This window comes from Acinetobacter sp. ANC 4654 (assembly GCF_002135425.1).
Taxonomy (GTDB): Bacteria; Pseudomonadota; Gammaproteobacteria; order Pseudomonadales; family Moraxellaceae; genus Acinetobacter; species Acinetobacter kyonggiensis.
In genome coordinates, this window is record NZ_NEGL01000007.1 from 14,976 (window position 1) to 36,532 (window position 21,557).

General features: G+C 37.6%; 33 protein-coding genes and 2 tRNA genes. 10 read left to right on the plus strand and 25 right to left on the minus strand.

Features of this window, described 5'->3' with window-relative positions; translation table 11 throughout:
* Position 1: 1 nt before the first annotated feature.
* Entirely contained in the window at positions 2-553 is a 552-nt protein-coding gene (locus B9T24_RS11645) for a terminase small subunit (protein WP_086165928.1), read from the minus strand.
* A gap of 314 nt (positions 554-867) precedes the next feature.
* On the opposite strand from B9T24_RS11645, the gene B9T24_RS11650 reads away from it, so the two are divergent.
* Positions 868-1,278, plus strand: a complete 411-nt coding sequence (locus B9T24_RS11650; protein ID WP_228145711.1) for a hypothetical protein — start codon at positions 868-870, stop codon at positions 1,276-1,278.
* On the opposite strand, the gene B9T24_RS11655 is transcribed toward B9T24_RS11650, so the two are convergent.
* The 17 genes from B9T24_RS11655 to B9T24_RS11730 all read right to left on the minus strand — a co-directional run bounded on the left by B9T24_RS11655 (position 1,273) and on the right by B9T24_RS11730 (position 9,221).
* Positions 1,273-1,569 (minus strand): HNH endonuclease, encoded by a 297-nt coding sequence (locus tag B9T24_RS11655; protein ID WP_086165930.1) that lies wholly within the window; start codon positions 1,567-1,569, stop codon positions 1,273-1,275. The genes B9T24_RS11650 and B9T24_RS11655 overlap by 6 nt on opposite strands.
* Positions 1,529-1,663 carry a hypothetical protein gene (locus tag B9T24_RS17305; RefSeq protein WP_265733464.1) on the minus strand — a complete coding sequence of 45 codons (135 nt, stop codon included), beginning with the start codon at positions 1,661-1,663 and terminating at the stop codon, positions 1,529-1,531. The genes B9T24_RS11655 and B9T24_RS17305 overlap by 41 nt, the downstream gene beginning before the upstream one ends.
* A 110-nt stretch (positions 1,664-1,773) precedes the next feature.
* Complete coding sequence (locus B9T24_RS11665; protein WP_086166110.1) at positions 1,774-1,992, minus strand: hypothetical protein; 219 nt, start codon at positions 1,990-1,992, stop codon at positions 1,774-1,776.
* A 37-nt stretch (positions 1,993-2,029) separates the two neighbouring features.
* Positions 2,030-2,212, minus strand: coding sequence for a hypothetical protein (locus tag B9T24_RS11670; RefSeq protein ID WP_086165932.1), 183 nt, complete (start codon positions 2,210-2,212; stop codon positions 2,030-2,032).
* A gap of 580 nt (positions 2,213-2,792) precedes the next feature.
* Complete coding sequence (locus B9T24_RS11675) at positions 2,793-3,053, minus strand: hypothetical protein (protein WP_086165933.1); 261 nt, start codon at positions 3,051-3,053, stop codon at positions 2,793-2,795.
* 83 nt (positions 3,054-3,136) lie between these two features.
* A tRNA-Arg gene (locus tag B9T24_RS11680) sits at positions 3,137-3,213 on the minus strand.
* 389 nt (positions 3,214-3,602) lie between these two features.
* Positions 3,603-4,256 (minus strand): hypothetical protein, encoded by a 654-nt coding sequence (locus B9T24_RS11685; RefSeq protein WP_143223747.1) that lies wholly within the window; start codon positions 4,254-4,256, stop codon positions 3,603-3,605.
* Positions 4,257-4,317: 61 nt separating this feature from the next.
* On the minus strand, positions 4,318-4,458 hold the full coding sequence (locus tag B9T24_RS16925; RefSeq protein ID WP_171264897.1) for a hypothetical protein: 141 nt from the start codon (positions 4,456-4,458) through the stop codon (positions 4,318-4,320).
* Positions 4,459-4,882: 424 nt separating this feature from the next.
* Entirely contained in the window at positions 4,883-5,287 is a 405-nt protein-coding gene (locus tag B9T24_RS11690; protein WP_086165935.1) for an antiterminator Q family protein, read from the minus strand.
* A gap of 11 nt (positions 5,288-5,298) precedes the next feature.
* Positions 5,299-5,730 (minus strand): hypothetical protein, encoded by a 432-nt coding sequence (locus B9T24_RS11695; protein ID WP_171264898.1) that lies wholly within the window; start codon positions 5,728-5,730, stop codon positions 5,299-5,301.
* Complete coding sequence (locus tag B9T24_RS11700) at positions 5,730-5,969, minus strand: hypothetical protein (RefSeq protein ID WP_086165937.1); 240 nt, start codon at positions 5,967-5,969, stop codon at positions 5,730-5,732. Before B9T24_RS11700 ends, B9T24_RS11695 begins: the two co-directional genes overlap by 1 nt.
* Positions 5,956-6,402 carry an HNH endonuclease gene (locus tag B9T24_RS11705; protein ID WP_086165938.1) on the minus strand — a complete coding sequence of 149 codons (447 nt, stop codon included), beginning with the start codon at positions 6,400-6,402 and terminating at the stop codon, positions 5,956-5,958. The genes B9T24_RS11700 and B9T24_RS11705 overlap by 14 nt, the downstream gene beginning before the upstream one ends.
* Entirely contained in the window at positions 6,399-6,935 is a 537-nt protein-coding gene (locus B9T24_RS11710) for a hypothetical protein (protein WP_086165939.1), read from the minus strand. The genes B9T24_RS11705 and B9T24_RS11710 overlap by 4 nt, the downstream gene beginning before the upstream one ends.
* Positions 6,932-7,699 (minus strand): ATP-binding protein, encoded by a 768-nt coding sequence (locus B9T24_RS11715; RefSeq protein WP_086165940.1) that lies wholly within the window; start codon positions 7,697-7,699, stop codon positions 6,932-6,934. Before B9T24_RS11715 ends, B9T24_RS11710 begins: the two co-directional genes overlap by 4 nt.
* A 1-nt stretch (position 7,700) precedes the next feature.
* Positions 7,701-8,696, minus strand: coding sequence for a replication protein (locus B9T24_RS11720; RefSeq protein ID WP_086165941.1), 996 nt, complete (start codon positions 8,694-8,696; stop codon positions 7,701-7,703).
* 46 nt (positions 8,697-8,742) lie between these two features.
* Positions 8,743-9,018, minus strand: coding sequence for a hypothetical protein (locus tag B9T24_RS11725; protein WP_086165942.1), 276 nt, complete (start codon positions 9,016-9,018; stop codon positions 8,743-8,745).
* An 8-nt stretch (positions 9,019-9,026) separates the two neighbouring features.
* Positions 9,027-9,221, minus strand: a complete 195-nt coding sequence (locus B9T24_RS11730) for a hypothetical protein (protein WP_086165943.1) — start codon at positions 9,219-9,221, stop codon at positions 9,027-9,029.
* 127 nt (positions 9,222-9,348) lie between these two features.
* Between B9T24_RS11730 and B9T24_RS11735 the strand changes: the two genes are divergently transcribed.
* The 9 genes from B9T24_RS11735 to B9T24_RS11775 all read left to right on the plus strand — a co-directional run bounded on the left by B9T24_RS11735 (position 9,349) and on the right by B9T24_RS11775 (position 13,619).
* Positions 9,349-10,038 carry a LexA family transcriptional regulator gene (locus tag B9T24_RS11735; RefSeq protein WP_086165944.1) on the plus strand — a complete coding sequence of 230 codons (690 nt, stop codon included), beginning with the start codon at positions 9,349-9,351 and terminating at the stop codon, positions 10,036-10,038.
* Between the two features lie 313 nt (positions 10,039-10,351).
* Positions 10,352-10,591 carry a hypothetical protein gene (locus B9T24_RS11740; protein WP_086165945.1) on the plus strand — a complete coding sequence of 80 codons (240 nt, stop codon included), beginning with the start codon at positions 10,352-10,354 and terminating at the stop codon, positions 10,589-10,591.
* On the plus strand, positions 10,588-10,881 hold the full coding sequence (locus tag B9T24_RS11745) for a hypothetical protein (protein ID WP_086165946.1): 294 nt from the start codon (positions 10,588-10,590) through the stop codon (positions 10,879-10,881). Before B9T24_RS11740 ends, B9T24_RS11745 begins: the two co-directional genes overlap by 4 nt.
* A gap of 32 nt (positions 10,882-10,913) precedes the next feature.
* A complete protein-coding gene (locus B9T24_RS11750) occupies positions 10,914-11,165 on the plus strand; it encodes a hypothetical protein (RefSeq protein WP_228145712.1) in 252 nt (83 codons plus the stop codon).
* Between the two features lie 8 nt (positions 11,166-11,173).
* On the plus strand, positions 11,174-11,719 hold the full coding sequence (locus B9T24_RS17130) for a hypothetical protein (RefSeq protein ID WP_228145713.1): 546 nt from the start codon (positions 11,174-11,176) through the stop codon (positions 11,717-11,719).
* A complete protein-coding gene (locus B9T24_RS11760; RefSeq protein ID WP_086165948.1) occupies positions 11,706-12,026 on the plus strand; it encodes a hypothetical protein in 321 nt (106 codons plus the stop codon). The genes B9T24_RS17130 and B9T24_RS11760 overlap by 14 nt, the downstream gene beginning before the upstream one ends.
* Complete coding sequence (locus B9T24_RS11765; protein WP_086165949.1) at positions 12,013-12,213, plus strand: hypothetical protein; 201 nt, start codon at positions 12,013-12,015, stop codon at positions 12,211-12,213. The genes B9T24_RS11760 and B9T24_RS11765 overlap by 14 nt, the downstream gene beginning before the upstream one ends.
* Position 12,214: 1 nt before the next feature.
* Positions 12,215-12,481 (plus strand): hypothetical protein, encoded by a 267-nt coding sequence (locus B9T24_RS11770; protein ID WP_086165950.1) that lies wholly within the window; start codon positions 12,215-12,217, stop codon positions 12,479-12,481.
* A gap of 1 nt (position 12,482) precedes the next feature.
* Positions 12,483-13,619 carry a phage integrase Arm DNA-binding domain-containing protein gene (locus B9T24_RS11775; protein WP_086165951.1) on the plus strand — a complete coding sequence of 379 codons (1,137 nt, stop codon included), beginning with the start codon at positions 12,483-12,485 and terminating at the stop codon, positions 13,617-13,619.
* A 40-nt stretch (positions 13,620-13,659) separates the two neighbouring features.
* Here the strand turns inward: B9T24_RS11775 and B9T24_RS11780 are convergent, their stop codons facing one another.
* The 7 genes from B9T24_RS11780 to B9T24_RS11810 form a co-directional block, all read right to left on the minus strand.
* The gene (locus B9T24_RS11780; protein WP_086165952.1) at positions 13,660-14,844 is read right to left on the minus strand and encodes a hypothetical protein; all 1,185 of its coding nucleotides are present in this window, start codon (positions 14,842-14,844) and stop codon (positions 13,660-13,662) included.
* Between the two features lie 213 nt (positions 14,845-15,057).
* A tRNA-Val gene (locus B9T24_RS11785) sits at positions 15,058-15,134 on the minus strand.
* A 31-nt stretch (positions 15,135-15,165) separates the two neighbouring features.
* Entirely contained in the window at positions 15,166-17,178 is a 2,013-nt protein-coding gene (locus tag B9T24_RS11790) for a transglutaminaseTgpA domain-containing protein (RefSeq protein WP_086165953.1), read from the minus strand.
* Between the two features lie 3 nt (positions 17,179-17,181).
* Complete coding sequence (locus B9T24_RS11795) at positions 17,182-18,087, minus strand: DUF58 domain-containing protein (protein WP_086165954.1); 906 nt, start codon at positions 18,085-18,087, stop codon at positions 17,182-17,184.
* A gap of 12 nt (positions 18,088-18,099) precedes the next feature.
* Entirely contained in the window at positions 18,100-19,092 is a 993-nt protein-coding gene (locus B9T24_RS11800; RefSeq protein ID WP_416224361.1) for an AAA family ATPase, read from the minus strand.
* A 69-nt stretch (positions 19,093-19,161) separates the two neighbouring features.
* Positions 19,162-19,464: a YbdD/YjiX family protein gene (locus B9T24_RS11805; protein WP_143223748.1), complete on the minus strand. Its 303-nt coding sequence runs from the start codon at positions 19,462-19,464 to the stop codon at positions 19,162-19,164.
* Positions 19,461-21,554 carry a carbon starvation CstA family protein gene (locus B9T24_RS11810; protein WP_086165955.1) on the minus strand — a complete coding sequence of 698 codons (2,094 nt, stop codon included), beginning with the start codon at positions 21,552-21,554 and terminating at the stop codon, positions 19,461-19,463. Before B9T24_RS11810 ends, B9T24_RS11805 begins: the two co-directional genes overlap by 4 nt.
* Between the last annotated feature and the right edge of the window lie 3 nt (positions 21,555-21,557).

The following is a 21,557-nucleotide window of genomic DNA, read 5'->3' on the forward strand; positions in this document are numbered from 1 at the left end:
TTTAACTTCTTAATTGAGAGCCTAGCGTACCAAACTTACCACCACCTTTAGCAGCTGCTTGAGCTTCTTCAGCCTTAGTTTGTTTTTTCCCCTTATCTGCAACTTTGCCATGCACATAAGGCAAGGCGGCTTTTGCACATGCAACCCTTAATTCTTCATCTTTCTCTTTGTCCATCCAGACAGACTTTAAGTATTCAAGTGGGTCTTCGTGTGAACCTATAGCAATTTCATCACGGCCAACAAATTGACCATGTGCCTGTTCAGGACCCGATTCTATTTTTTCAACTTTCACAACCTGTACCAGATTGCTTTGTCGTGGTTTTTCAGAATTTAACTGCTCATCCTGCGGAGTTAACTTTTTACTTTTTGGAGTTAACTTTTTAGCAGAAGTTAACTTTTCGATATAAGCGATAATTTCAGGGTTTTTAGAAAGTTTCGAACCTTGTTGGGCTGCTGTTTTTTCACTATATCCTGCTGATATTGCTGCATCTTTGTTACTCATGCCATCAGCAACAGCTTGAGCAAATGCTTTACCTTTTGCTGTTAAAGCCATTACTGCTCCCCAATATGAAAAGTTAACTTTTATCTGAGAAAGTTAACTTTTTAGAATGTTTAAAAATAAGATCAAACCCTTTAAGAGAAAGCATCACAGTGATTTCAAAGTCACTTAAAAGTTAACTTTTATGGCGAAAAGTTAACTTTTGCTGAAAAGGGAAATTTTTTTATAAATGAGATAGCGGGTGGTGTCCGAGGCCAAATGATTTTGAACTTTTTACCTCCCCCTCCCTTGCCGAAAACAAACTTAATGCTAATATTTCATCACTATTAATACTTTATAAAACTCAGATGGATACTAGCTTTACAATTATGCTTCCAGCCACAAGCTTTAAGGGCTCACACAACAACCAAACAATAGAAGGCAGTTTCGAGACTGGGAAATTTGAAGGCCATAATTTTTTTAACGGCGATTGGATTCAAGCTATTCTCCTTAATCACTATCAAGAGTTCGAAAGTACTCTAAAAGATGGAATGAAGAAAAATCAAAGGGTTAAGACTCTTTTAGAGTTCTATGAATGGTTACCAGCATATGGATCTGAAGCCACTAGAAATCATTTTGGTCAAAACTCATTTAACAATAAACTGAAGCTATTTAAAGAAGCTGGATTTGATGATGAGTTTTTAAACATCATGAAAGATTACACTCCAGTTGAATGTCCTCTGTTGCGTCAATGGAAATTCTTATTTAGATTTAAGAAGAGACCTCTTGTAATCTTATAGAACCATTCCTTTTGATTCCTTCTGTGTCTTCTTCTTATGGCACTCAACACATAACGATTGAAGATTGGATTCATCATCCGTTCCACCTTGAGCAACATTAACAATATGATCAAGTTCTAATTGTATTGTGACCAATCCACAGCACTGACATGTGTATTGATCACGTAGATGTATCTTGTCTTTCAATCGTCGCCATGGTCTACCACCACGACCCGAACCCCAATTCTTTTTAGGTTCTAATTGTGCTGGCTTAACAACTTGTAGCCTTGGTTGAAGTCGTTGAAGCTTCATTTTTAATAAACTCCACTGTCACATTGCCACGAAGTAAGCGGGTGTATATCTTGCCTTTACGTCTGTCTTTCTTGGTTAAACGACGATGCGGCATAAAGCAAACTAGACCCTGCTCTTTATTAGCCCACTTGACGCACTCAATGCGATTTCCATTCACATATATATATCGAAGGCCTTTACCATCATTTGAACTATGGAACATATTTACCCAACCAAATAACCAGACTCAAGCTCATCATCATCTTCAGTCAATTGAATCAACAACTCATTGAGCTGTGCATTCTGTTCGTTATTGATCTGAATCAGTTGATTGTTTTGATTTATTAGCTGATTGTTCTGTTCGATCAGCTTTACCAGTAAGCCGCTGCATACACAGTTGCATGCGTTGCTTTGCTCGTTCTGCTTGTTGTTTGATCCACTCACGTCTTGCCTCACAACTTGTACATGCCATAACAATTACTCAACGGCGCTTACATTCTTGAAGTGACTCTTCAATATTGTTGATTAGTCGGTTCTGTTTCTTAATGATGACCGTGATTGTATTTAGCTCATCAACAGATAAGTCTTGAGGATATATCTGCTGTAATGCTGATACGTTTGTTTGATAGCGCTTAAGATTGCGCCGTGCCTCTATCACATCCATAAACACCACCAATAAGAAAAGAAAACCCCTCAACATCTAGAATGCGAGGGGCTTTTATATGCCGTAATACGTTCGGCAAATTTTAATCATCTTTACCGCATTTACGGCATTCTTGTGTATAGCCATGTTCATGGTCGTAATCAAACTCATAAGCATGGATGCAAAATAATTTACGTAAAAAATAGAGCATGGCTTTCTCCTTAATCTCAATCACGGGATATGAAAGGGATTATCATTAGATGAACTATCCCGTATTTCTGGATGATTCAATCAATAATTTTATATGGTGCAAATACGCAATTTTAAAGGGTTCGAATTCGAGCCTTTTAAAATTTATGTAAAAAAAAGCCCACATCCAGTAGTAGTTGGGTGTGGACTATAACTAAAGACCTTGGAGGGTCAGAAACCACAGCTAGTTTCTGATTATCATTATCATTTATATAGCAATAGACTTACACTGGCAAAATGTACCAAACATTAAAATAATGCTAAATAAATCAAATTATTAGTTGTGCTTAACCTATTGTTTAGAACAAATAAAAAGCCCGATCAATAACCGAGCTTTCGTTGCTACATAAAACTAACTTGGCAGCTTTGGAATATCCTCAACTGTAAAGTTAGCGTCATATTGGGTTTTTATAACTTCAAATAATTCATTAAACATTCGCTGATAATTTTCAGCCATATCACCGTTTTGTTTTGCTATCAGTAATAATTCTTGAGATGCTTTGCCCAATTGTTCATTTTCATCTGTAAGTATATCGCACGCAACTTGAAGCACAGCACAATGCTCTTCTAGCGCCTCTCTTGATAACTCATGAAGCTTTGGTAATCGTTCCATTAGCATATCCAATACTATTTCTTATATAGAATAACTAATGATTGTTACTTTTTAATTATGGCGAATTCGACCTAATTAAAATTTGGTGCGCCATACAGGACTTGAACCTGTGACCATCCGCTTAGAAGGCGGATGCTCTATCCAGCTGAGCTAATGGCGCTTAAAAAAAGGATGTGGTGATCTGCCACACCCTGCCTATAGATTCGATATTAATCAGCTCGGCAACTGATCTACCGCTACTCACAATCACACAAACCTAACATGCACGGTCTGCTTTACTTGCTTTCATTCTCTTTAAGGTCAGGGTGCCAATCCCTAGTCTATGTTTTTTACTCGAAGGCATGTTCTACTGGTCGGCACTCCAATAGGAATAGGTTGCCTTTTTACAGACAACAAAAAAGCCCACCTTTCGATGAGCTTTAATTTTTATGTAGTCGATTTAATGCAACTACAGCGACAATAACACAAATATGCCATGTTACTGTATACAATGCAAATACTTATTAATGGCTCACATAAACTATGAGTTATCACTTAATGGTACATGGACTATACCATATGTTCTTTTTTTGAAGGATGTTTCCACATTTCAGTATAGTCATCCCACTCAGGAGGAATATCATCTTGCGTACTGGAATATAAAGCACCCTCAACATCTTCTTCTGATTCTTCAGCAAAATCTAATAATTCATATTGCATATTCTTATGTGTTTTATAAATAACTTGCTCAAAAAGCAACGATAAAACCATAAAGTGGCTTTTTAAATTAATATCTTGTGAAAGCATATCTAAAAAGTCGCAATAAGAATGCATAGACAATTTTATACCATTCTTGATTACTAATGTCGTTTCTTGAGGTCTATAAACCCTAGCCAAGCTTAAATATCTAAAAGCAATACCTAAAGCAATGATTGCATTTGGATTTTTACTTTTGATTTTATCTGCTAGTTTTGAGCTTGAAAATGCATCTAAATCAATTGGAGCAATCTCAACGAAACATGCTACAAAAACTGCTGCCTTTTTAAAGACACTTGCATTTTCTATCCCATCAATACAGGGAAAATTCTCCCTTATGCTTTTACAAGCCTGCACAAGCTTTTGCGTATCTACAGGTGTCTTACTAACCCCTATTTCACTACTAAAACCATCAATATGTTCCAAGATATTCAAAATATCTTGTTCAAAAGTTTGATTGTAAAGCAAACCACACCCCATTAAATAGAAGGGAGGCTATAAGCCTCCCTCATCAAACTAAAATTTTGTATTAGTTAGTGCTAGCACACATTAATCTTGCGATAGAGATCGCACCTTTTCTCACCTGTGTGCGCGTACGAAATGCAGCTTCACCACGTGCATTTGAAGCAGAAAATGCACGGCTAGATTGAGTTGTAGGGGTGTAAGACACAACATTACCATTACTAAGGCTCTGACATGACTCAATAAGATTTATAAATGTAATTTCTTTTGTGCTCATATTATGCACTACCTTTATTCTCTAAGAGATGAGGTCTAATAGAAGTGAATCTATCAATGAATAATGCAATACCTAATGGTATGCAAACAAATAATTCTGACAAAAAACCTTGACATACTGCGATTTACAAGAATCGCATAAATTCAAGGGCTTGTGGTCAAACTATACTCATTAATCAATCCATCGTCAATAATTTTCCTTAACACACCTAATATTAAAAGGCTACTTCTTTACCAAAATCATGCGCTAGATATTGTCGCACTTTAATAAATTAAATATATATCAAAGATCATAAAATTATAAATACACTTAGGAGATGAAAATTTATCCTGCTAAAAACTTCACTCCACCTATATTAACAATTGTTAATTTTTATTATTTCTTCTAAGCGGCAATCTAACCAACTTTCTGCTGCCAATAAATACCCATCAATTTTATATCGTGCAATCTTGGTTTGATTTGCTAATACAGCAATAGGAATACCTTTCAAATAGTGAAACTCAATCCACTGAAACAAATCAGGCCGTGAAAACTTCAATTGCGTCACCAAATGATCAATAGCAATCAAAGCATCATCATCAAGCACCACTTGAACACCTGATGACTTCACCCCTTCTTTTAAACGCATCAATCCATATGTATGCGATGTATAAGTCAATTCACTTGGATTATAGGAAGCATGCCGCGCCCACTTACCCCACTGCGCCAATTCATTTTGCATCATACGAACTGTTGGTTTTACTTCTACAATTACACCCATCAATAATCCCCTTAAGTCTTCCAATATCTTTTAAATACCAACATAGCTGCATCACGTGCATGCTCATTCGTGCGACCAGTCCAGCCAGTCATACGCTTAAAATCTGCTGCTTTCTTTTTTGTTGCATTTGCTGCTGGGTGAATCAACTTAAAATGAATGTCCTGCTCCTTACACCAGTCTTCCCAAATTTGTGCATCACGTTTAACCGACCCAACCCCTTGGGACTTTTCACGACCACCAGTAAACCAAGTACGTTTACGTGCATCTTCGATATAAAGCGTTACGTCCTTAATATCATATTCATCTTCATATTTAAGAACGCCTTGCATGGCTTGAGTAATACTGAGACTTTCCACTTCTTGAAGAACACCACCTTCGCCATGATCGAATGCCACGGCGAAGCCAGTATTAACACCAGTATCGATACCGATGAGGATTTTCACTAAGATTCACCTCGCAACGGACGTTTTTCCAAAGATTGTGTCCAATGTCCTTTGTATGGAGCTAACCAGATACGATGCCGCCACTCACCACCAGATTCATGCCAAATACCCGTATTTGGTTTTCTGCACGGCTTGTTTACATAACCCCAAGCCACATCCCCATATTCATATGTAGCAATCCAATTAATATGAGCCGGCACATTCGCCCAATCGTATTTTGGTTTGTTAGCTATTGGCATGCTCACCTCGCAGGGCTTGCGCCTCCAAAATAGCTTCAGGTGTTCCTTGCTGGTACATTTCAAAGAAAAACATCACTGGTTTGTCAGTGAATGCAACCAAACCAAAACGCAATGAATGACGAAACGTATGTGAATCACGAATCAGAGCCTTGCGATAACCACCCAAAACACCTCGCCAACCCTCAATAGACATTGAAGATTTATTTAGGTTGCATGGCACACATGCCGGGTTCATGTTTTCGATGGTATCTAAATGCGGTTTGTGCATTTGGTTTGTGGTTTTGATTCCACGCTTCTCACAATCCACCATCACACGATCAACAGATTCGATATGATCTGCATGCCACTTATCACCCAACTCACAACCACAGTAAGCACAGTGGCCACCAAATTTATTCTTGAGTTGCTCACGTTGAGCTTTGGTTAATTTCACGCTGCCGCCTCAAACTTAAAATTACTAATCAACTTTTTAACCAACGCCCATTTATCATCACCCAATTTAGAATGCCCTTTTGCAGCATCACGAAAATGGCGTACGCGATAACCTGCCATTTCAGCAAGACGCTTAAAATCATCCTTGTTTACGCACTTAGATTCAAACCGACCTAGCACAGTAATTTGCTCTTTAATCTGAGCATCATGCTTTTGCTTTGCCTTAACTTTGCGTTGTGCAATAGCCGCAGCCTTGTACTCTCTGATTTCTTGGTTTTTAACCTCAATTGCCTTTTCACGTGCAATTCGATCTTCTTCACTCGTTGCTGGTCTGCCCTTGCTTTGCGGTATAAGCCCATCACGAAAATTAGAGAATCCCCTAGGTAGTACTTCGACTTCAGATCCACTTGCTAAGAACTCTTCCAAATCACGTTCCAATTGCTCACGTAAATTTTGCTTAGCCATGATTTGTGCATGAGTGATGTTCTTACCCACTTGCACTGCTGATATACGCTGCTGAAGAATTTCATTCATGCTGCACCACCTGTACGAGCATCAGCCCAAATACATTCAACCAATCGTGATCCGTTATCGTGAAAACGAGACCAAAGACGATCCCCCATCCATTTTTTCAGTGACGATGCATCAAAGTTAGACACCAAAATTGTGCTTTTCATATCGTCATAACGCTTGTAAAGCAATTTATGTACAGCTTCGCGCTTCATATCATTCATGCTTTTAGCTTTGCCATCAGCACTAACGCTTGAATCATGTAAACCCACCTCATCAACGATCAGCAAATCATAGGAAGCAAATTCATCAATTACTGATTGTTCTGTTTGGTCTTTGCGACTCCAGCTGCCCATTATCTTTTCAGCGATTTCAGCACTGGTGATATAGCGAACACTTTTTTTAGATTTCAATAAATATCGGCCAATACCACAAACCAAATGCGTTTTGCCTGTTCCGGTACTTCCCACCAGCATCAAATTTTTATTCAGACCTAATTCCAAATCTTTTGAAAACGTCACACATGCTTCAAGTGCAATTTGCTGACCCGGTGTTTTCACCACATAACTTTTCAAAGTGCATTCAGCATGACGGCGCGGGAAAAAAGCCTGTTTTGTGCGAGTGCTGATCCATTTTTCAGACTGTGCATTCGCTTCATCTAATTTTGCGTTATGCACATCTTCAGTAGCACATTGTGGACAAATCGTATTACCAACGATCACAACCATATTCACTTGATGAGTCGGGCAAATCGCTGTTGAATTCTCTAATTTAAACATTGCAGTCATCTCAGTTGAACTCCTCACCAAGTACCAGTGTTGGTACAAAATCAGTTACTGGCTCTTGCGCTTGCAGTTGGTCAGTCCAGTATGCGTTTACGTCAGTGTGGTGCTGCTGTTGAACAGGTGCTTGAATCTCATCTGTCCAACGCTCATTGAAAATCCAAGCCTGTGGCATTGGTACGTATTGACCGCCGTTCTTGGTCCAATCATCTGACTGCTTTTGTTTTTCAAGTGAAGACATGATTGATTCAAACGAAGTCTTTTTGAAATCGATGCGTTTGAATTTTTCAAATGCGGTTTTTTTTGATTTCTTTTTTGGATATACAGACCAGAACAATTCAAAGTTTTTCAGAAGTTGAGATTCTGATTCCGCTTTTGCTTTTGCCTTGGCTTTAAAGTTGGCTTTCGCTTCCTGTTCCGCTTTTTGTTTTTCAAGACGATCAGATTCTAATTTTTGCTCAACAAGAACTTGATCCTGTTTTGCTTGGACTTGTGCGTTTTGCACAAATATCTTTTCTTTAAAGTTTTCTTTAAATATATCTTTAACAGTCCCCCCATGATCGGGGGTAGTTTTATCCCCATTATCGGGGGTGGTATACCCTCCATGATCGGGGGTACTACCGTTTATAGGTGGTACTACCATTTGGCGGTGGTGGTTTAACGTCAATGTATAAACATTTGTTGTACCTGTACCACGAGCCACACTGATCAATTTAAGCTGCTCTAATTTACGCACGGCGCGAGAAAAGGTTTCTTCCTTGCTGATACCAGTTTTTTTACGGATGAGGCTGCCACTTACACAACACGTATTACTACCGAACCCATAAGCCATACGCATTAAGAAATCTAAAACTTTGTATTCATTACCGTTAAGTTCAGCCATAAGCCCTGAGTCAATAATGAAGTTTGGTTTTTTTGTATACCCACCCATAAAAACCTCTGAATCTGTACCCAAAGGCTTTGATAAACCTTGAAAATTTGATAAACTAACTGCTATGTTCATTTCTTTTTTCCGATCGAAATTGAATTAAAAAGCCTGATCTCAGAAATCAGGCTTTTTCTTTATCTGAATTAATGTGAATCCCTTCCGATCCCTCTGAATCCCAGACCTCAGTACTAAGATCCCGTATTAACCCAGTTAATCCCAAGCGCTCAAACGATTTTGCTTGTAAATTAAGAACATGCCACTCACCAACGATTTCCTTTTCAATCAGAAACGCCAAGTAAGAGGCAACATCTTTCCCTTTTAATGAAGCAAGTGTTTTAGCTCGTTCATGGATTTCCGGAGACAAACGAACATGTGTAGATTTCTTTTCGAGACTCATAAATTCACCTATGCTGCACTTTCATTGTTTTTGTGGATATTTGGATTCAGAAATAAATGCGGATATTCAAGTTTGATTGAAGCTGGAATTCCTCGGACCATCCAATTCTGAACACGCTGTTTGTTCTTAAAGCCAAGAAGCTCCGCAACTTTGGTGGAACCACCTAGTTTTAAGATGATTTCTTTGTCTTTGGATACGGACATGACTAAAACCAACTAAACACTATGTTTATTGAATAGTAAACACAATGTGTATTTATGTCAAATTTATTGTTTAACACAAAGTGTTTACTTTTGTTGATAATCAGAAAAACAATGGGTATTTAAAAAAATGAATAAAGCTGAATCTTTAGAACGTCTACTGGAGGCTGCTGGTAATATTTCCCAAGAGGAATTAGCTAGAGCTTTAGATGAGTCACCACAAACAATAACCAATTGGAAAAAACGTGGAGTCTCCAAAGCTGGGGCTATTAAAGCTTCAGCAGCTTTTGGTATATCCACCAACTGGATATTGAACGGTAAGGAGCAACCAGATTCACTTAATGCATCGAAAGTTATTGAGTGGGATTCTTCGACTAACGTAGATGATGACGAAATAGAAGTTCCGTTCTATAAAGACTTTTTAGTTTCTTGTGGGGTTGGAACTTTGCCGCAAATCGTTGGACAGCCAGCTAGAAAGCTTAGATTAGGAAAGGCCACTCTTAGAAGTTACGGTGTTTCACCAGAAAATGCTTATGCATTAACAGCACATGGCGACTCTATGAAGTCTGTAATTAATAATGGTGCTACGGTATATGTCGATTTAGGTCAAACGAATATTGTTGACGGTAAAATTTATGCGATTAATCATGGCGGCTTATTTAAGTTCAAATATTTATATAAAATGCCCATGGGTGGCGTTCGAATCGTAAGTGAAAACAAAGAAGAATATCCTGAAGAAGTATTAACAGCCCAAGAAATGATTGACCAAGAATTTTGTGTGGTGGCATATGCGTTTAACGTACAAAATCCACTTCCATAATACTTAAAAGTAAACAAAATGAATTGACTACACACTGTGTGGTCTTTTTTTTGCTTTTAATTTGTAAAAATAAATAAAAATAATCAACATAATGTTTAATAATTGTGTTGACTATAGTAAACACTGTGTTTACTATTATTCTCGTACACATCATAACCAGATACGGGAAGAGATCATGTCAAAACAAACCGATGCACCCCAATTCGTTGCCGACCTATCAGGCGGTAATTTCGCTTAGACATTAAAAAAGCCCTGATTACTTTAGACGGATATCAGGGCTATTTGTAAACACTTGCAAGCTTACGGATTAAGTATGAATCAAACCCACCCACAGAGTCAAACGACTCCAATTCTTCAACAAGAGCCAACATACGAAGAAATGTACGGCAAGACTGCAAACATCTTCGCTAACTTTTGCGCATTCCTTCTGGTCGTTATAACTGTTTTGGCTTTGTCTTACATTTATCAGCGCAGCTCTGAAAAAGAAATACAACTGCAAGAAGAACAATCGCTTGCTCGTCAGGCTGAATACAAAGCAGTGGATCGCCAATGAAGCTCTTAGACATTGAACCCAAAGGGACCAAATTCATTCATTTCAAACTAGCCATCGCATTTGAAAACTGGCTGTTAAATGATGGTTACCACCCAAAACTAATTAAGCACTCGGCTTTGATTCGGTTTAGTAAAACAAATAAGCCAACTATTGAAATTTATAGCACTGGAAAAATGAACGAAGCGGCACAGAAACGCTATTCAATTTTTCTAAAACAATATCTTCGACTTGGTAAATCAATGATTGCGTCATTGAAAGGCCAATCTCTAAAAATGCTAAAGGTGGCGTGATGGGAACTAAAGAGCAAAAAATTGAAATCAGCATGAATGAATTTGAAGGCACTTCTGACCAAATTGCTGAACAAGTTTTCAAAATAGTTATCTTGCCAATGCTGCAACAAATGAAAGTACAAGACGCTGAATCAGCGAAGTTATTTGCCTTTTCAATCATGTGGCTTGGGATGAGCCAATATGCTCAGTTTTTTCCTACTGCTGGCGCTAAAAAATCAATTAATTTTACTGCGGATAAATTGATTGAAGTTCTAAAACAGCAACGTGGCGAATTAAAGGTTTAGGTGGCGTGATGGAAATTCAGAAAGAAATTGAGTTATTTGAAGAAATCCTTTTAGCAAATCCTGATTTCGATGAAGCACTTTTATCAAAAGATGAAAACAATGATTATGAAGATTCATCTATAGCTGATCAGTTAGGGTTTTTTCAAGCAGGTATTGAGGTTGCAGAACGTGAAGCTCGAATGAGTGTCAAAGCTCAAGCGGTGCTAAAAAATGACTGCATGATTGGTCAAACATGGTTCATGAAGAATACGCCAGTTTCAGCACTAATCAAACATGCTGAAGATGTCTATAAAACTGAAACTGTCGCCCAAAACTCTAAAATTGAATTTGGTACAGACGATAACGAACATTGGTTTGCTCATGATGTTCCTTTTTATGGTCGCGTCCAGATTGACCGTATTGAAGAACGTCATGGTTTGATTGAATGGGATATTCATTTCAATGATTGTTGGCAAGGGCCTTTTAACTCTAAATCCGAATGCATTAAGCATTTAGAAGAATGTATCGCAGAGCAACGTGAAGAAGCACAGGAGCAAAGTCATGAGCATTCTTGATAAAAACTATGTTATAGAAATGGAAGACAACAGCAAATGGGCTGTTCCTGTTCGATTTATTGCCGAACACCGTGCTAAATATTTTGCGGAAAAAGACGGGGTTCTTCTAGAAGAAAGCCTTGAAGAAGATACCGTTCCTCTTTTTGATGAAAATGACTACGAAATTTATGATTGGGCCGCAAACAATTTGAATTTCAGTGATGTTAAGCATGTTGCCAAGCAAATAGGCATGCCAGATGTTGATTACGAAGATGGTTGGGCGAATGGTGAATATGAAATTCAGGAGCCAGCCAATGATCAATCTTGAATTAGTAAAAGATATTCGTGAGTCATTATCTGCCCGTGTAATTGGAAAAACTGGCTCTCAATTTAACAGTGAAGAAACCGAGCAGCTTTATCACATTGTTAATGACTACATTGCTCGAAATGATGAAGCAAGTGTTGATGTGAAATTGCCATTTGATGTGATTCAAAGTTTGCGGGAGGCGCCTTAAAGTGAAAAATAATATTCAACGTATCAAGCTCACTGTCTTTTCAAAGCGCTATTGGGAGGATGAAGAATCTCGACCATGCCGTGAAACTTTAATTAGCCATATAAAACGTGGCTGGCTAAGCGGTAAAAAGATTGGTACGCATTGGTATGTTGAGTGCACAAATTGGGGTGCTCCGCTTTTCTATTCTAGTGAAACACCAAAAATTGATTTGCCATCTCCCCCTTTAACTGGCAATGCGATTGCAGATAAGATTTTGTCGGAGATCTAATATGTCGCCTCGAGCACGCAAAGTAGGTAACTTGGATTTACCACCACATGTAGAAACGGATAAAAAATCTAATGGTCAGGTTTATTACCGTTATGTGCTACCAAATGGGCAAAGGAAATCTCTAGGCAAAGATAAATCAGAGGCAGTTAAGGCTGCACAAGCCTTAAATTCTGCACTCGATAGAAACCCTGACATTGTTTCGAGAATTCTTAATAATGCTAAAAGACCAGATACTCAAATTCCAAATTTTGAACAAGGTCTTAATGAGTTTATTAAGAACCGACTATCTAAAAAGAAATATGCGAATTCCACCATGGAAATCATTAATGCGAATTTAGATAAATATAGGGAAATGTGGGCCAATACCGCGTGCAATGAAATCACGCTTAATATGATAGCGGTTTATTTAAATAATCAGACTGATTATCAAGCTGAAAAACATCGTTCATTGCTAATAGATATTTGGAAATATTTTACGGCGCATGAATGGGCAAATGAAAATATTGTTGAAAAGACATTAAAGCCTATTCGCCCTGAAAAAGTTAAATTACGTCATTCAAACGAAGCTATTGAAAAGATTAAATCCGTTTCACCTGCTTGGCTGTGCCTTGCAATAGATTTAGCACTTCATTCTGTGCAACGGCGTGCCGATCTAGTTGTTATGGAAAGATCGGCAATTAATATCAAAGACAATACTATGACTGTTTTACAGCACAAATCTTTAAACTATGACAAGCCGATTTTCATTGAAGTCGATATGCATCCAGAGTTAAGAGAAACTGTTTTGAAGTGTGTTGAGCATTCTATGCAACTTCGCTGTCCATATTTAATATCCACTCGACCAGATAGAATTAATGAACAAACTCGTGCAGCTAAATTACATCCATTTGCCGTGACTGAAGATCACCTAACAAAACAGTTTAAAAAGTATCGAGACTTGGCTGGTGTATATGATGATCTTGAACCAAAGCAGCGACCATCTCTTCACGATTTACGTGCACTTGGTTTATATAACATTACCCAACAATATGGGAAAAAATATGCACAAGCATTAGCAGGTCATGCAACTGTGAAAATGACTGATCATTATATTGAAGGTCATGAAGCACCTAAACCTGAGAAAATCAGCTACAGATAAAATATTACTTTTAAAGGCTATTTTCAAAATGAGGTTGAGACTACTTAGCCTCACTTTTTAACCAACCATAAAGATATGGATCTTTTTTCAATAGGCTCGCAATCATTTCAATGCGTTTTGATTTATCTAACTTTGAAAGAATGCTTTTAAGATCAGCATTTATAGATTTTTCTGGTGCACCTCGATCACGTGCTTTGCTATACCAATCATGCCCAAGAGTATATTTATGGTTTTCCATGTATATAGCCCCCAATAGAGTACATGGTCTATAGTCTTGCGAGTTATTTGCATGAGCTTTTACACCACATTCTATTGCCGTATCGACTTTTCTAATATCTCTTTTAGCTCCCCCTAATGTAGTGAAATATGCTGACAATAACTTTTTATTTTTATTTAATGAAATTTCAGTATTTTCTAAAAAATTTTCAGCCTCTTTACTTGCTTTAGCTTTTCTTAATTGACTAGAGGCATTAATAGCATGCCAATGTAATTTTGTTGTCTTATATTCATTGATGTAAAAATCAGCTTCTACACGATGATATTTAATCTTAACTTCATCTATAAAAAACCCTCGTCCTTCTGAATTTAACCAAATAGCATCTTGTTCCGATAGTCTCTGATTATTATCTAATAATTTCAATATATTAACTAATTTTGATCTATGCTTACTTAAAATATCATATGAATAAATATCATATTTTTTTATTAGATTTTTTTCTTTTTGCCTTTCAATATATTTAGGGTCAGACTCCAATTTTTTTCTACGTTCAAGTTCAGCCTGTTCTCTGATTTTTCTTTCCTGAGCTAGTTTTTCTTGTTGTTTCTTTAACTCAATAAGTTCTAACTCTCTGACTTTTTCCAGACGTAATCTTTCTGCTTCTAAGTGTTCTTTATGCTTTATTCTGTCATTAACAACTTCTTTCTTATATTGATTAAAAGAAATTTTACCTTCAACCAAATTATATAAAGCATTAAGATTTTGGCGAACTAAATAAGCTCTTTCTAGCAAAGTTAAACTATCGTTCTGCTTCGTTTTTAACTTTTGAATTATTTTATGAAGCATACTATGCGGAATCATTGAACTTTCTATGTGATCTACACAATAAAAAACAGCATCTTTTTTCATATCATCAAGATATGTTTGATGTTTAAGAGCATCCTCAACAGATACTTTACCTCGATAATTAGAATGATACGTTTTTTTTAAAAATATACTTCTGCTCATTTCAAATGACTCAAAATTATTCTATTCAATTAAATAACAGTTTATTAAAAATTGAAAAGAATATGGACCCAAAAAGAGTAGCCTTTTTAATTTAAATTAATGCTTATCCACATTAGAAAACTATTTAATTCCCCGAAAATAGCCCTAAAATACCCCTAACAAAAAGCCCACTACAATGAGTGGGCTTTATTGTGTTGATTAATCAACGAATTTTGGTAGGTATAAGCAGACTCGAACTGCTGACCTCTACGATGTCAACGTAGCGCTCTAACCAACTGAGCTATACACCTAAGTGCTGTGAATCATATTCATTTTTATTTTTTAAGACAAGGGCTTTCTATTATTTTTTAAAACATATGCACAAGTTTTAAGCATTTCTTTAAATTTGATCGCTTGTTGATCATTAAATTCACATGAAAACCGTTGCTGTTGATAATATTGCGCTGTTTGTATAAAGATCGGTTGTTGATCTTTTTCAACCCATTCTGCCAAACGATGCATCCACATATAAAAAGTTTCAGCGGGTTGCTTACGTAAATTTTGCTGCAATTGCTTAGAAAATTGTTGAATCGCTTGCTCATATGCAGAAACATACTGTCTGTTACGATAATAAATCCAAATAAAATAAAGAATAATTACTGCCACAATACTTGATAGCAAGACCAGTGCACTGGCATAAGCAGAATTCAAACCTAATTTTGACAACCAGCTTTGCTGCTTTTCAGCAGTATATCCTACGACTTTACTTTGCCATTGATAACTTGCATAGTCACTCAAAATATGTAAATTTTTCAGCATAGTAAATCGTTGATATTTCCATTTTTGTTCTTTATTTCCTAAAACACTACGATCATTTTCAATATAATTTTGCATGCCCCCATCAATCCGTTGCGGAGCAATCATCGCTGTGGGATCAATTCGTTGCCATTTTCCATTCAATTGTACTTCTGTCCATGCATGTGCATCAAGCTGACGAACTTCCCAACTCGCTTGATCAGGTGCAAGCTGCCCACCTTGATAACCAATGACAACTCGTGCAGGAATTCCAACATAACGCATCAACATGGTAAAACTCGAAGCATAATGCTCACAAAAGCCTTGTCGAGATTGAAATAAAAATTCGTCAATGCGATTGCCCCCTAATAAACCGGGTGACAATGTATATACAAAGCCTTTTTCCTTATACCATTGCAAAATATTGCGCACATATTGATCGGGTTGCTGACCACTTTGTTTAAACATTTCTAATGCAAATTGACGTGATTTTTCATCCAATGCTTCTGGCATTTGGGTATTCATTTTTTTCAATATATTCGATTTAAATAATGCTGACTCTGGTAACTCAGTATTACCCAACCAATGCAATTTAACAGGTTGATTACGCAAAATTTGACGAACCGGCGTAATACTCCAATCCTGTTTTAATTGGTACTCTGTTTCAAGTGGAATTGACTTTTCCAATCCCATCACCCACATCACTCGTGCATCAGCAGCCAAGTATTGATAATCAAAACCACGTTTCGATTTCCCAGAGAACTTATTTTCTAAAACAGGTTGTTGATTGATAAAACTGCTGGTCCATGTTTTTCCATCATATTGATCTAGAACCATCGCACGCCAATACAGTTCATTGCGTGATGGAAGTTTATCCATATTCCCAATAATTCGAAAAGCCAAACTCGTTGATTGTGACAGCTTAGCAATATCACCGGATGACATGGTATCACTCATCCCCGTGACACTATTTTGTTCTGGAATTGGAATATGCCAAAGTGGCGGTAAGCGTGGAAAAAATACAAACAGTAAAATAAAAAAAGGCAAAGCCAAAACTAAGAATCTAGCCACATGTTTTGCATCAGTTTTTAATGCTGCCGATTGATGTTGTAATGACTTAAATTCAGTGGTTTGTAGGCGATAAAGTCCAATTAAGCAACTTAATAAACACAGCACAATTATCAGCGCCATCCAGATAGATTGGCTATATAAAAAGGAACTTGCACTAACAAACAAAGCAAAATTAAATAAAACAATAACATCACGCTTATTCTTGGTTTCTAAAGCCTTTGCAAACAAAAAGGTTGATAAAACAGCAACCCCCGCTTCAATACCAATAAAACTTTTATAACTAAAATAAATCGTGACTAAAGCTAAAATGGTCAATACAAATGTCCACATCTTAGCGACCGCTTTGTTCTGATCTTTTAAACTAAAAAATAAACAAAGCAAAATCAGCGCAAAAATAGCACTTAATAAAACAGGATTAAAAAATACCTGTGCAATAAAGACCAAGACCATTGTGATTAAAATTGAAATTCTAATATCAGCATGGATCATAATTTAAGCCTGTGCCAAAAGTTTTTTTGCTTGTCTTAACTGATTTTCGCCAATGCCTACAGGTAATTCAGCTTGTGGTAAATACACGGCATAATCACATTGCATCTGCTCACATTGTTCAATCAATCCCATCATTAAATTTAGCTTTTCTTCATGTTCTGTGCTGGGCATATTGGCATAATGAATTTCAATATTGCTTTGATCACTATGCTGTTCAAACACTTTGATATATAAACCTTGCCCACGTGCAGCTTGCTTCCATGACACCGCTTGTAACGCATCCCCCAACTGGAAATTACGTAATTCACGAAACTCATCCATATCTGGTTCAAAATTATGCTTCTGCTGTTTATTTTCAGCACTATAAAATGCAGCTTTGGGTGCAATCCATGCAGACTCTTTTAAATAAAAATAAGTCCATGCCCGAACCAATCCAAAGGGATAAACTGAATAAATTTGTAAAGTTGGATAGTGAAATTTCCCTCTTTTTTCAGGCAAAAAAGAAAGCGTGATTTTATGCTGGAGTTCTGAAATCAGAACTTTTTCTAAATGCTGATCGGTTTTAATCCATAAATAACGGGAGTGCTTTTGCGCTTGTTGAAAATGTAATTGCAATTCAACACTCTTGCCAACCTGTCCTATTTCAGCAATAGAGACTTCAACGCCTAAATCATGTAATTGTTTAAACGTTAAATAAAAGCTAATACATAAAATGGCACTAATCAAAAAGCAAAAGCCCAAAATCAAGTTGTTGGCATAATTCACTCCTGCAATAAAAGTAATTAAAATCAATACCAAATACAGATAACCTTGTTGATAGATAAAAATCAGAATGTCTTTTTGCGAGAGATGTTTTACTTTTTCAAATTGAAAACGTGCCGCTAACCATTTTTGCCAAGGATTGCTCAAATTGATCTTCCTTTAGCTAATATTTACTTGCTGCATCAACTGCACTGTTTCAGCTTCACTCAAGCCAATACGATGAGCAACCACAGCAACAAACACCGCTTGCACATCATCTGGCGTCACAAAACTACGTTGCTGAATAAAAGCAAAGGCTTGTGCGGCTTTTTTCAAAGCCAATAAACCTCGGGTCGATAATCCATGCTGTTTTTTACGGGTTTCTTCAGCAAGATTGAGCATATATTCCAACACAGCATCGGCAATATGTACCTGATTAACCAATTGTTGCATCGCTAAAATTTCTTGCTCGTTAAACACATGCTTTAGCGTTGCAATTAAGGCATAGCGTGAATTTTGTTGTAAGAGTAGTTTTTCTGCTGAACGTGAGGGATAGCCAAGTGACAAGCGCATTAAAAAGCGATCGAGCTGCGACTCTGGCAACGTATAAGTCCCACTTTGAAACAATGGGTTTTGCGTGGCAATGACCCAAAAAGGTTGGGGTAATGGATAACGCACGCCATCCACAGTCACTAAGCCCTCTTCCATCGCTTCAAGTAAAGCACTTTGCGTTTTTGGACTACAACGGTTAATTTCATCGGCCAATAATATTTGGGTAAAAATGGGACCTTGTTTAAACGCAAACTGATGTTCTTTTTGATTAAACATGTTTACACCAATCACATCGCTTGCCAGCATGTCATTGGTAAACTGAATACGCTGAAATTTCAGCCCTGCAAGATGTGATAAGGCACTCGACAATGTCGTTTTCCCCAGCCCAGGCAAATCTTCAAACAACACGTGTCCGCCTGCCAACAAACAACTCAAAGCCAATTTAGTTTGGTTTTCTTTATCTAAAATAATGCGATTAATTTGAGTTAAAAATGTTTCAACCTTTAAAGCATAAGATGCAACTTTATGATTCAGTTCTCGCTGTTCATGCGTGAGCTCTTGTTTTTGAACTTTATTCGTCCCCCAAATCACACTCTTATCCCCAATAAAAAAACGGTGCATGAGTAACATACACCGTTTTTTTATTTTTCCAAAGAAATCAAAAGATTTCTGACAAACACTTGTTCGAAACTAACAAGGACATTTCTTTAATCCACCATTCGCACTTGGATACCGTGCATCCACACAGTAACGATAAAATGTTTTGGCATCCATGGGCACTAAATCAGCATGATTCTTTTTCATATGCTCTAAATAAGTCTGATAATCAGGCACGCCCACCATCAAGCGAAAACTTTGCTGTAGACGCTGCCAAATAATTTGAATGGTTTTAATACCATTTAACATTAATAATTTCTTGGGCTGCGCAAGCACAGTAAATTTAATCATTTTGCCCAAAGCCAGTTTTTGGCGAATTTGATCTTTTAGACTCATTTCACCTCTCCTACTGGAATTTCATCACTGTAAATGGCTTCTGACTCACGCACACTTGGATTAGGATCTGCCAATGCACGACGAATCACACCAATTGCAGCAAACAACATTACAATTGCCACGATCATAAAGAAACCGCAAAGTACCGCATTGATTTGATTAGAAAAGACAATGGTTTGCATTTCGGTGATGTCTTTGGCTGGTTTTAAAATTTCATTACGCGCAATCGCATCAGAGAATCGGTTCGCTTGAGCCAAGAAACCAATTTTTGGATTCTCATGGAAGATTTTTTGCCAGCCTGCCGTCATACAGGTAATAAATAAGAAAATGGTGGGAATAATCGTGATCCAAACATATTTTTCTTTCTTCATTTTAAATAGGATAACCGTACCCAAAATAAGTGCCATTGCAGCAAGCATTTGGTTACCAATACCAAAGAGAGGCCACAAACTGTTAATACCACCAAGTGGGTCAATCACACCTTGATAAACAAAGAAGCCCCATCCCGCGACAGCAACAGCCGTACCAATCATATTACCCCAAAAATTATGTGAGTTTTTAAGTGACGGAATTACAATACCCACCGTATCTTGAACCATGAAACGGCAAGCACGTGTACCTGCATCGACTGCAGTTAAAATAAATAATGCTTCGAATAAAATCGCAAAGTGATACCAGAATGCCATCATTGAACGGTTATTAAAAATTTCCGTAATAATATGTGCCATCCCAATCGCAAATGTTGGTGCACCACCTGTACGTGATAAAATTGTACTTTCACCCACTTCTTGAGCAAGTAGGGTCAAGGCTTCAGGAGTTACCACAAAACCTAAAGTACGGACAGCTTCAGCAGCACTTTCAACCGTTGTACCCAAGACTGCCGCAGGGGCATTAATTGCAAAATAAACACCTGGTTCTAAAATAGTGGCACAAATCATCGCCATGACAGCAACAAAAGATTCCACCAACATCCCCCCATAACCAATCATACGAATATCCACTTCGTTATTGACCAGTTTAGGTGTAGTTCCTGACGAAACCAACGCATGGAAACCAGAAATTGCACCACACGCAATCGTAATGAATAAGAATGGGAACATAGATCCGGCAAAGACAGGGCCAGTACCATCAATAAAATGCGTTACAGCAGGCATTTTCATTTCTGGTAATGCCACCATAATGCCCACCGCTAGACCTGCAATCACACCAATTTTCAAGAATGTAGATAAGTAATCACGTGGCGCAAGCAATAACCACACAGGTAAGACTGAAGCAATAAAACCGTAACCAATCAAACACCATGTCAATTGCGTCCCAGTGAGCGTAAACAAAGGCCCCCAATAAGGATCGGCTGCAATATTCCCACCATAAACAATCCCCGCCATCATCAACACAAAGCCAATGAGCGAAACCTCGGCAATTTTTCCTGGACGGATATAACGCATGTATACGCCCATGAACAATGCAATGGGAATGGTTGCCGCAATACTAAACACGCCCCAAGGACTATGTGCGAGTGCTTTTACAACCACCAGTGCTAATACAGCAAGAATAATAATCATCACGCCTAATGCACCAAGCATAACGATAATTCCAGCAAAGGAACCAAGTTCTTGCTTCGCCATTTCACCTAATGAACGCCCATCACGACGGGTCGAAATAAACAACACCAAAAAGTCTTGCACAGCACCCGCAAGAACGACACCAACCAACAACCAAATCGTTCCTGGCAAATAACCCATCTGTGCAGCCAGAATAGGACCGACTAAAGGCCCTGCACCAGCAATCGCTGCGAAGTGATGTCCAAACAAGACATATTTATTGGTAGGCACATAATCCAGACCATCAGCTAAACGATGTGCTGGTGTTAAACGTCGAGCATTGAGTTCAAAAACTTTATTCGCAATAAATAAACTATAGAAACGATAAGCAATGCTATATATACAGATGGCTGCTAAAACCAGCCAAACAGCATTTACATGCTCACCTCTGCTCAGTGCAAGCGTTCCAAATGATACTGCACCTAAAACTGCGACTAAAATCCATACTATTTTTGAAGTTATTGATAACTTCTGTTGAGTCGTTTCCATGTC

Bases quoted from the DNA above. Each gene is read 5' to 3' on its own strand.
- B9T24_RS11645 (WP_086165928.1), bottom strand. From the start codon at position 553: ATGGCTTTAACAGCAAAAGGTAAAGCATTTGCTCAAGCTGTTGCTGAT.
- B9T24_RS11650 (WP_228145711.1), top strand. From the start codon at position 868: ATGCTTCCAGCCACAAGCTTTAAGGGCTCACACAACAACCAAACAATA.
- B9T24_RS11655 (WP_086165930.1), bottom strand. From the start codon at position 1,569: ATGAAGCTTCAACGACTTCAACCAAGGCTACAAGTTGTTAAGCCAGCA.
- B9T24_RS17305 (WP_265733464.1), bottom strand. From the start codon at position 1,663: ATGCCGCATCGTCGTTTAACCAAGAAAGACAGACGTAAAGGCAAGATA.
- B9T24_RS11670 (WP_086165932.1), bottom strand. From the start codon at position 2,212: ATGGATGTGATAGAGGCACGGCGCAATCTTAAGCGCTATCAAACAAAC.
- B9T24_RS11675 (WP_086165933.1), bottom strand. From the start codon at position 3,053: ATGGAACGATTACCAAAGCTTCATGAGTTATCAAGAGAGGCGCTAGAA.
- B9T24_RS11690 (WP_086165935.1), bottom strand. From the start codon at position 5,287: ATGGGTGTAATTGTAGAAGTAAAACCAACAGTTCGTATGATGCAAAAT.
- B9T24_RS11700 (WP_086165937.1), bottom strand. From the start codon at position 5,969: ATGCCAATAGCTAACAAACCAAAATACGATTGGGCGAATGTGCCGGCT.
- B9T24_RS11710 (WP_086165939.1), bottom strand. From the start codon at position 6,935: ATGAATGAAATTCTTCAGCAGCGTATATCAGCAGTGCAAGTGGGTAAG.
- B9T24_RS11715 (WP_086165940.1), bottom strand. From the start codon at position 7,699: ATGACTGCAATGTTTAAATTAGAGAATTCAACAGCGATTTGCCCGACT.
- B9T24_RS11720 (WP_086165941.1), bottom strand. From the start codon at position 8,696: ATGAACATAGCAGTTAGTTTATCAAATTTTCAAGGTTTATCAAAGCCT.
- B9T24_RS11725 (WP_086165942.1), bottom strand. From the start codon at position 9,018: ATGAGTCTCGAAAAGAAATCTACACATGTTCGTTTGTCTCCGGAAATC.
- B9T24_RS11730 (WP_086165943.1), bottom strand. From the start codon at position 9,221: ATGTCCGTATCCAAAGACAAAGAAATCATCTTAAAACTAGGTGGTTCC.
- B9T24_RS11735 (WP_086165944.1), top strand. From the start codon at position 9,349: ATGAATAAAGCTGAATCTTTAGAACGTCTACTGGAGGCTGCTGGTAAT.
- B9T24_RS11740 (WP_086165945.1), top strand. From the start codon at position 10,352: ATGAATCAAACCCACCCACAGAGTCAAACGACTCCAATTCTTCAACAA.
- B9T24_RS11745 (WP_086165946.1), top strand. From the start codon at position 10,588: ATGAAGCTCTTAGACATTGAACCCAAAGGGACCAAATTCATTCATTTC.
- B9T24_RS11750 (WP_228145712.1), top strand. From the start codon at position 10,914: ATGAATGAATTTGAAGGCACTTCTGACCAAATTGCTGAACAAGTTTTC.
- B9T24_RS17130 (WP_228145713.1), top strand. From the start codon at position 11,174: ATGGAAATTCAGAAAGAAATTGAGTTATTTGAAGAAATCCTTTTAGCA.
- B9T24_RS11760 (WP_086165948.1), top strand. From the start codon at position 11,706: ATGAGCATTCTTGATAAAAACTATGTTATAGAAATGGAAGACAACAGC.
- B9T24_RS11765 (WP_086165949.1), top strand. From the start codon at position 12,013: ATGATCAATCTTGAATTAGTAAAAGATATTCGTGAGTCATTATCTGCC.
- B9T24_RS11775 (WP_086165951.1), top strand. From the start codon at position 12,483: ATGTCGCCTCGAGCACGCAAAGTAGGTAACTTGGATTTACCACCACAT.
- B9T24_RS11780 (WP_086165952.1), bottom strand. From the start codon at position 14,844: ATGAGCAGAAGTATATTTTTAAAAAAAACGTATCATTCTAATTATCGA.
- B9T24_RS11790 (WP_086165953.1), bottom strand. From the start codon at position 17,178: ATGATCCATGCTGATATTAGAATTTCAATTTTAATCACAATGGTCTTG.
- B9T24_RS11800 (WP_416224361.1), bottom strand. From the start codon at position 19,092: ATGCACCGTTTTTTTATTGGGGATAAGAGTGTGATTTGGGGGACGAAT.
- B9T24_RS11805 (WP_143223748.1), bottom strand. From the start codon at position 19,464: ATGAGTCTAAAAGATCAAATTCGCCAAAAACTGGCTTTGGGCAAAATG.
- B9T24_RS11810 (WP_086165955.1), bottom strand. From the start codon at position 21,554: ATGGAAACGACTCAACAGAAGTTATCAATAACTTCAAAAATAGTATGG.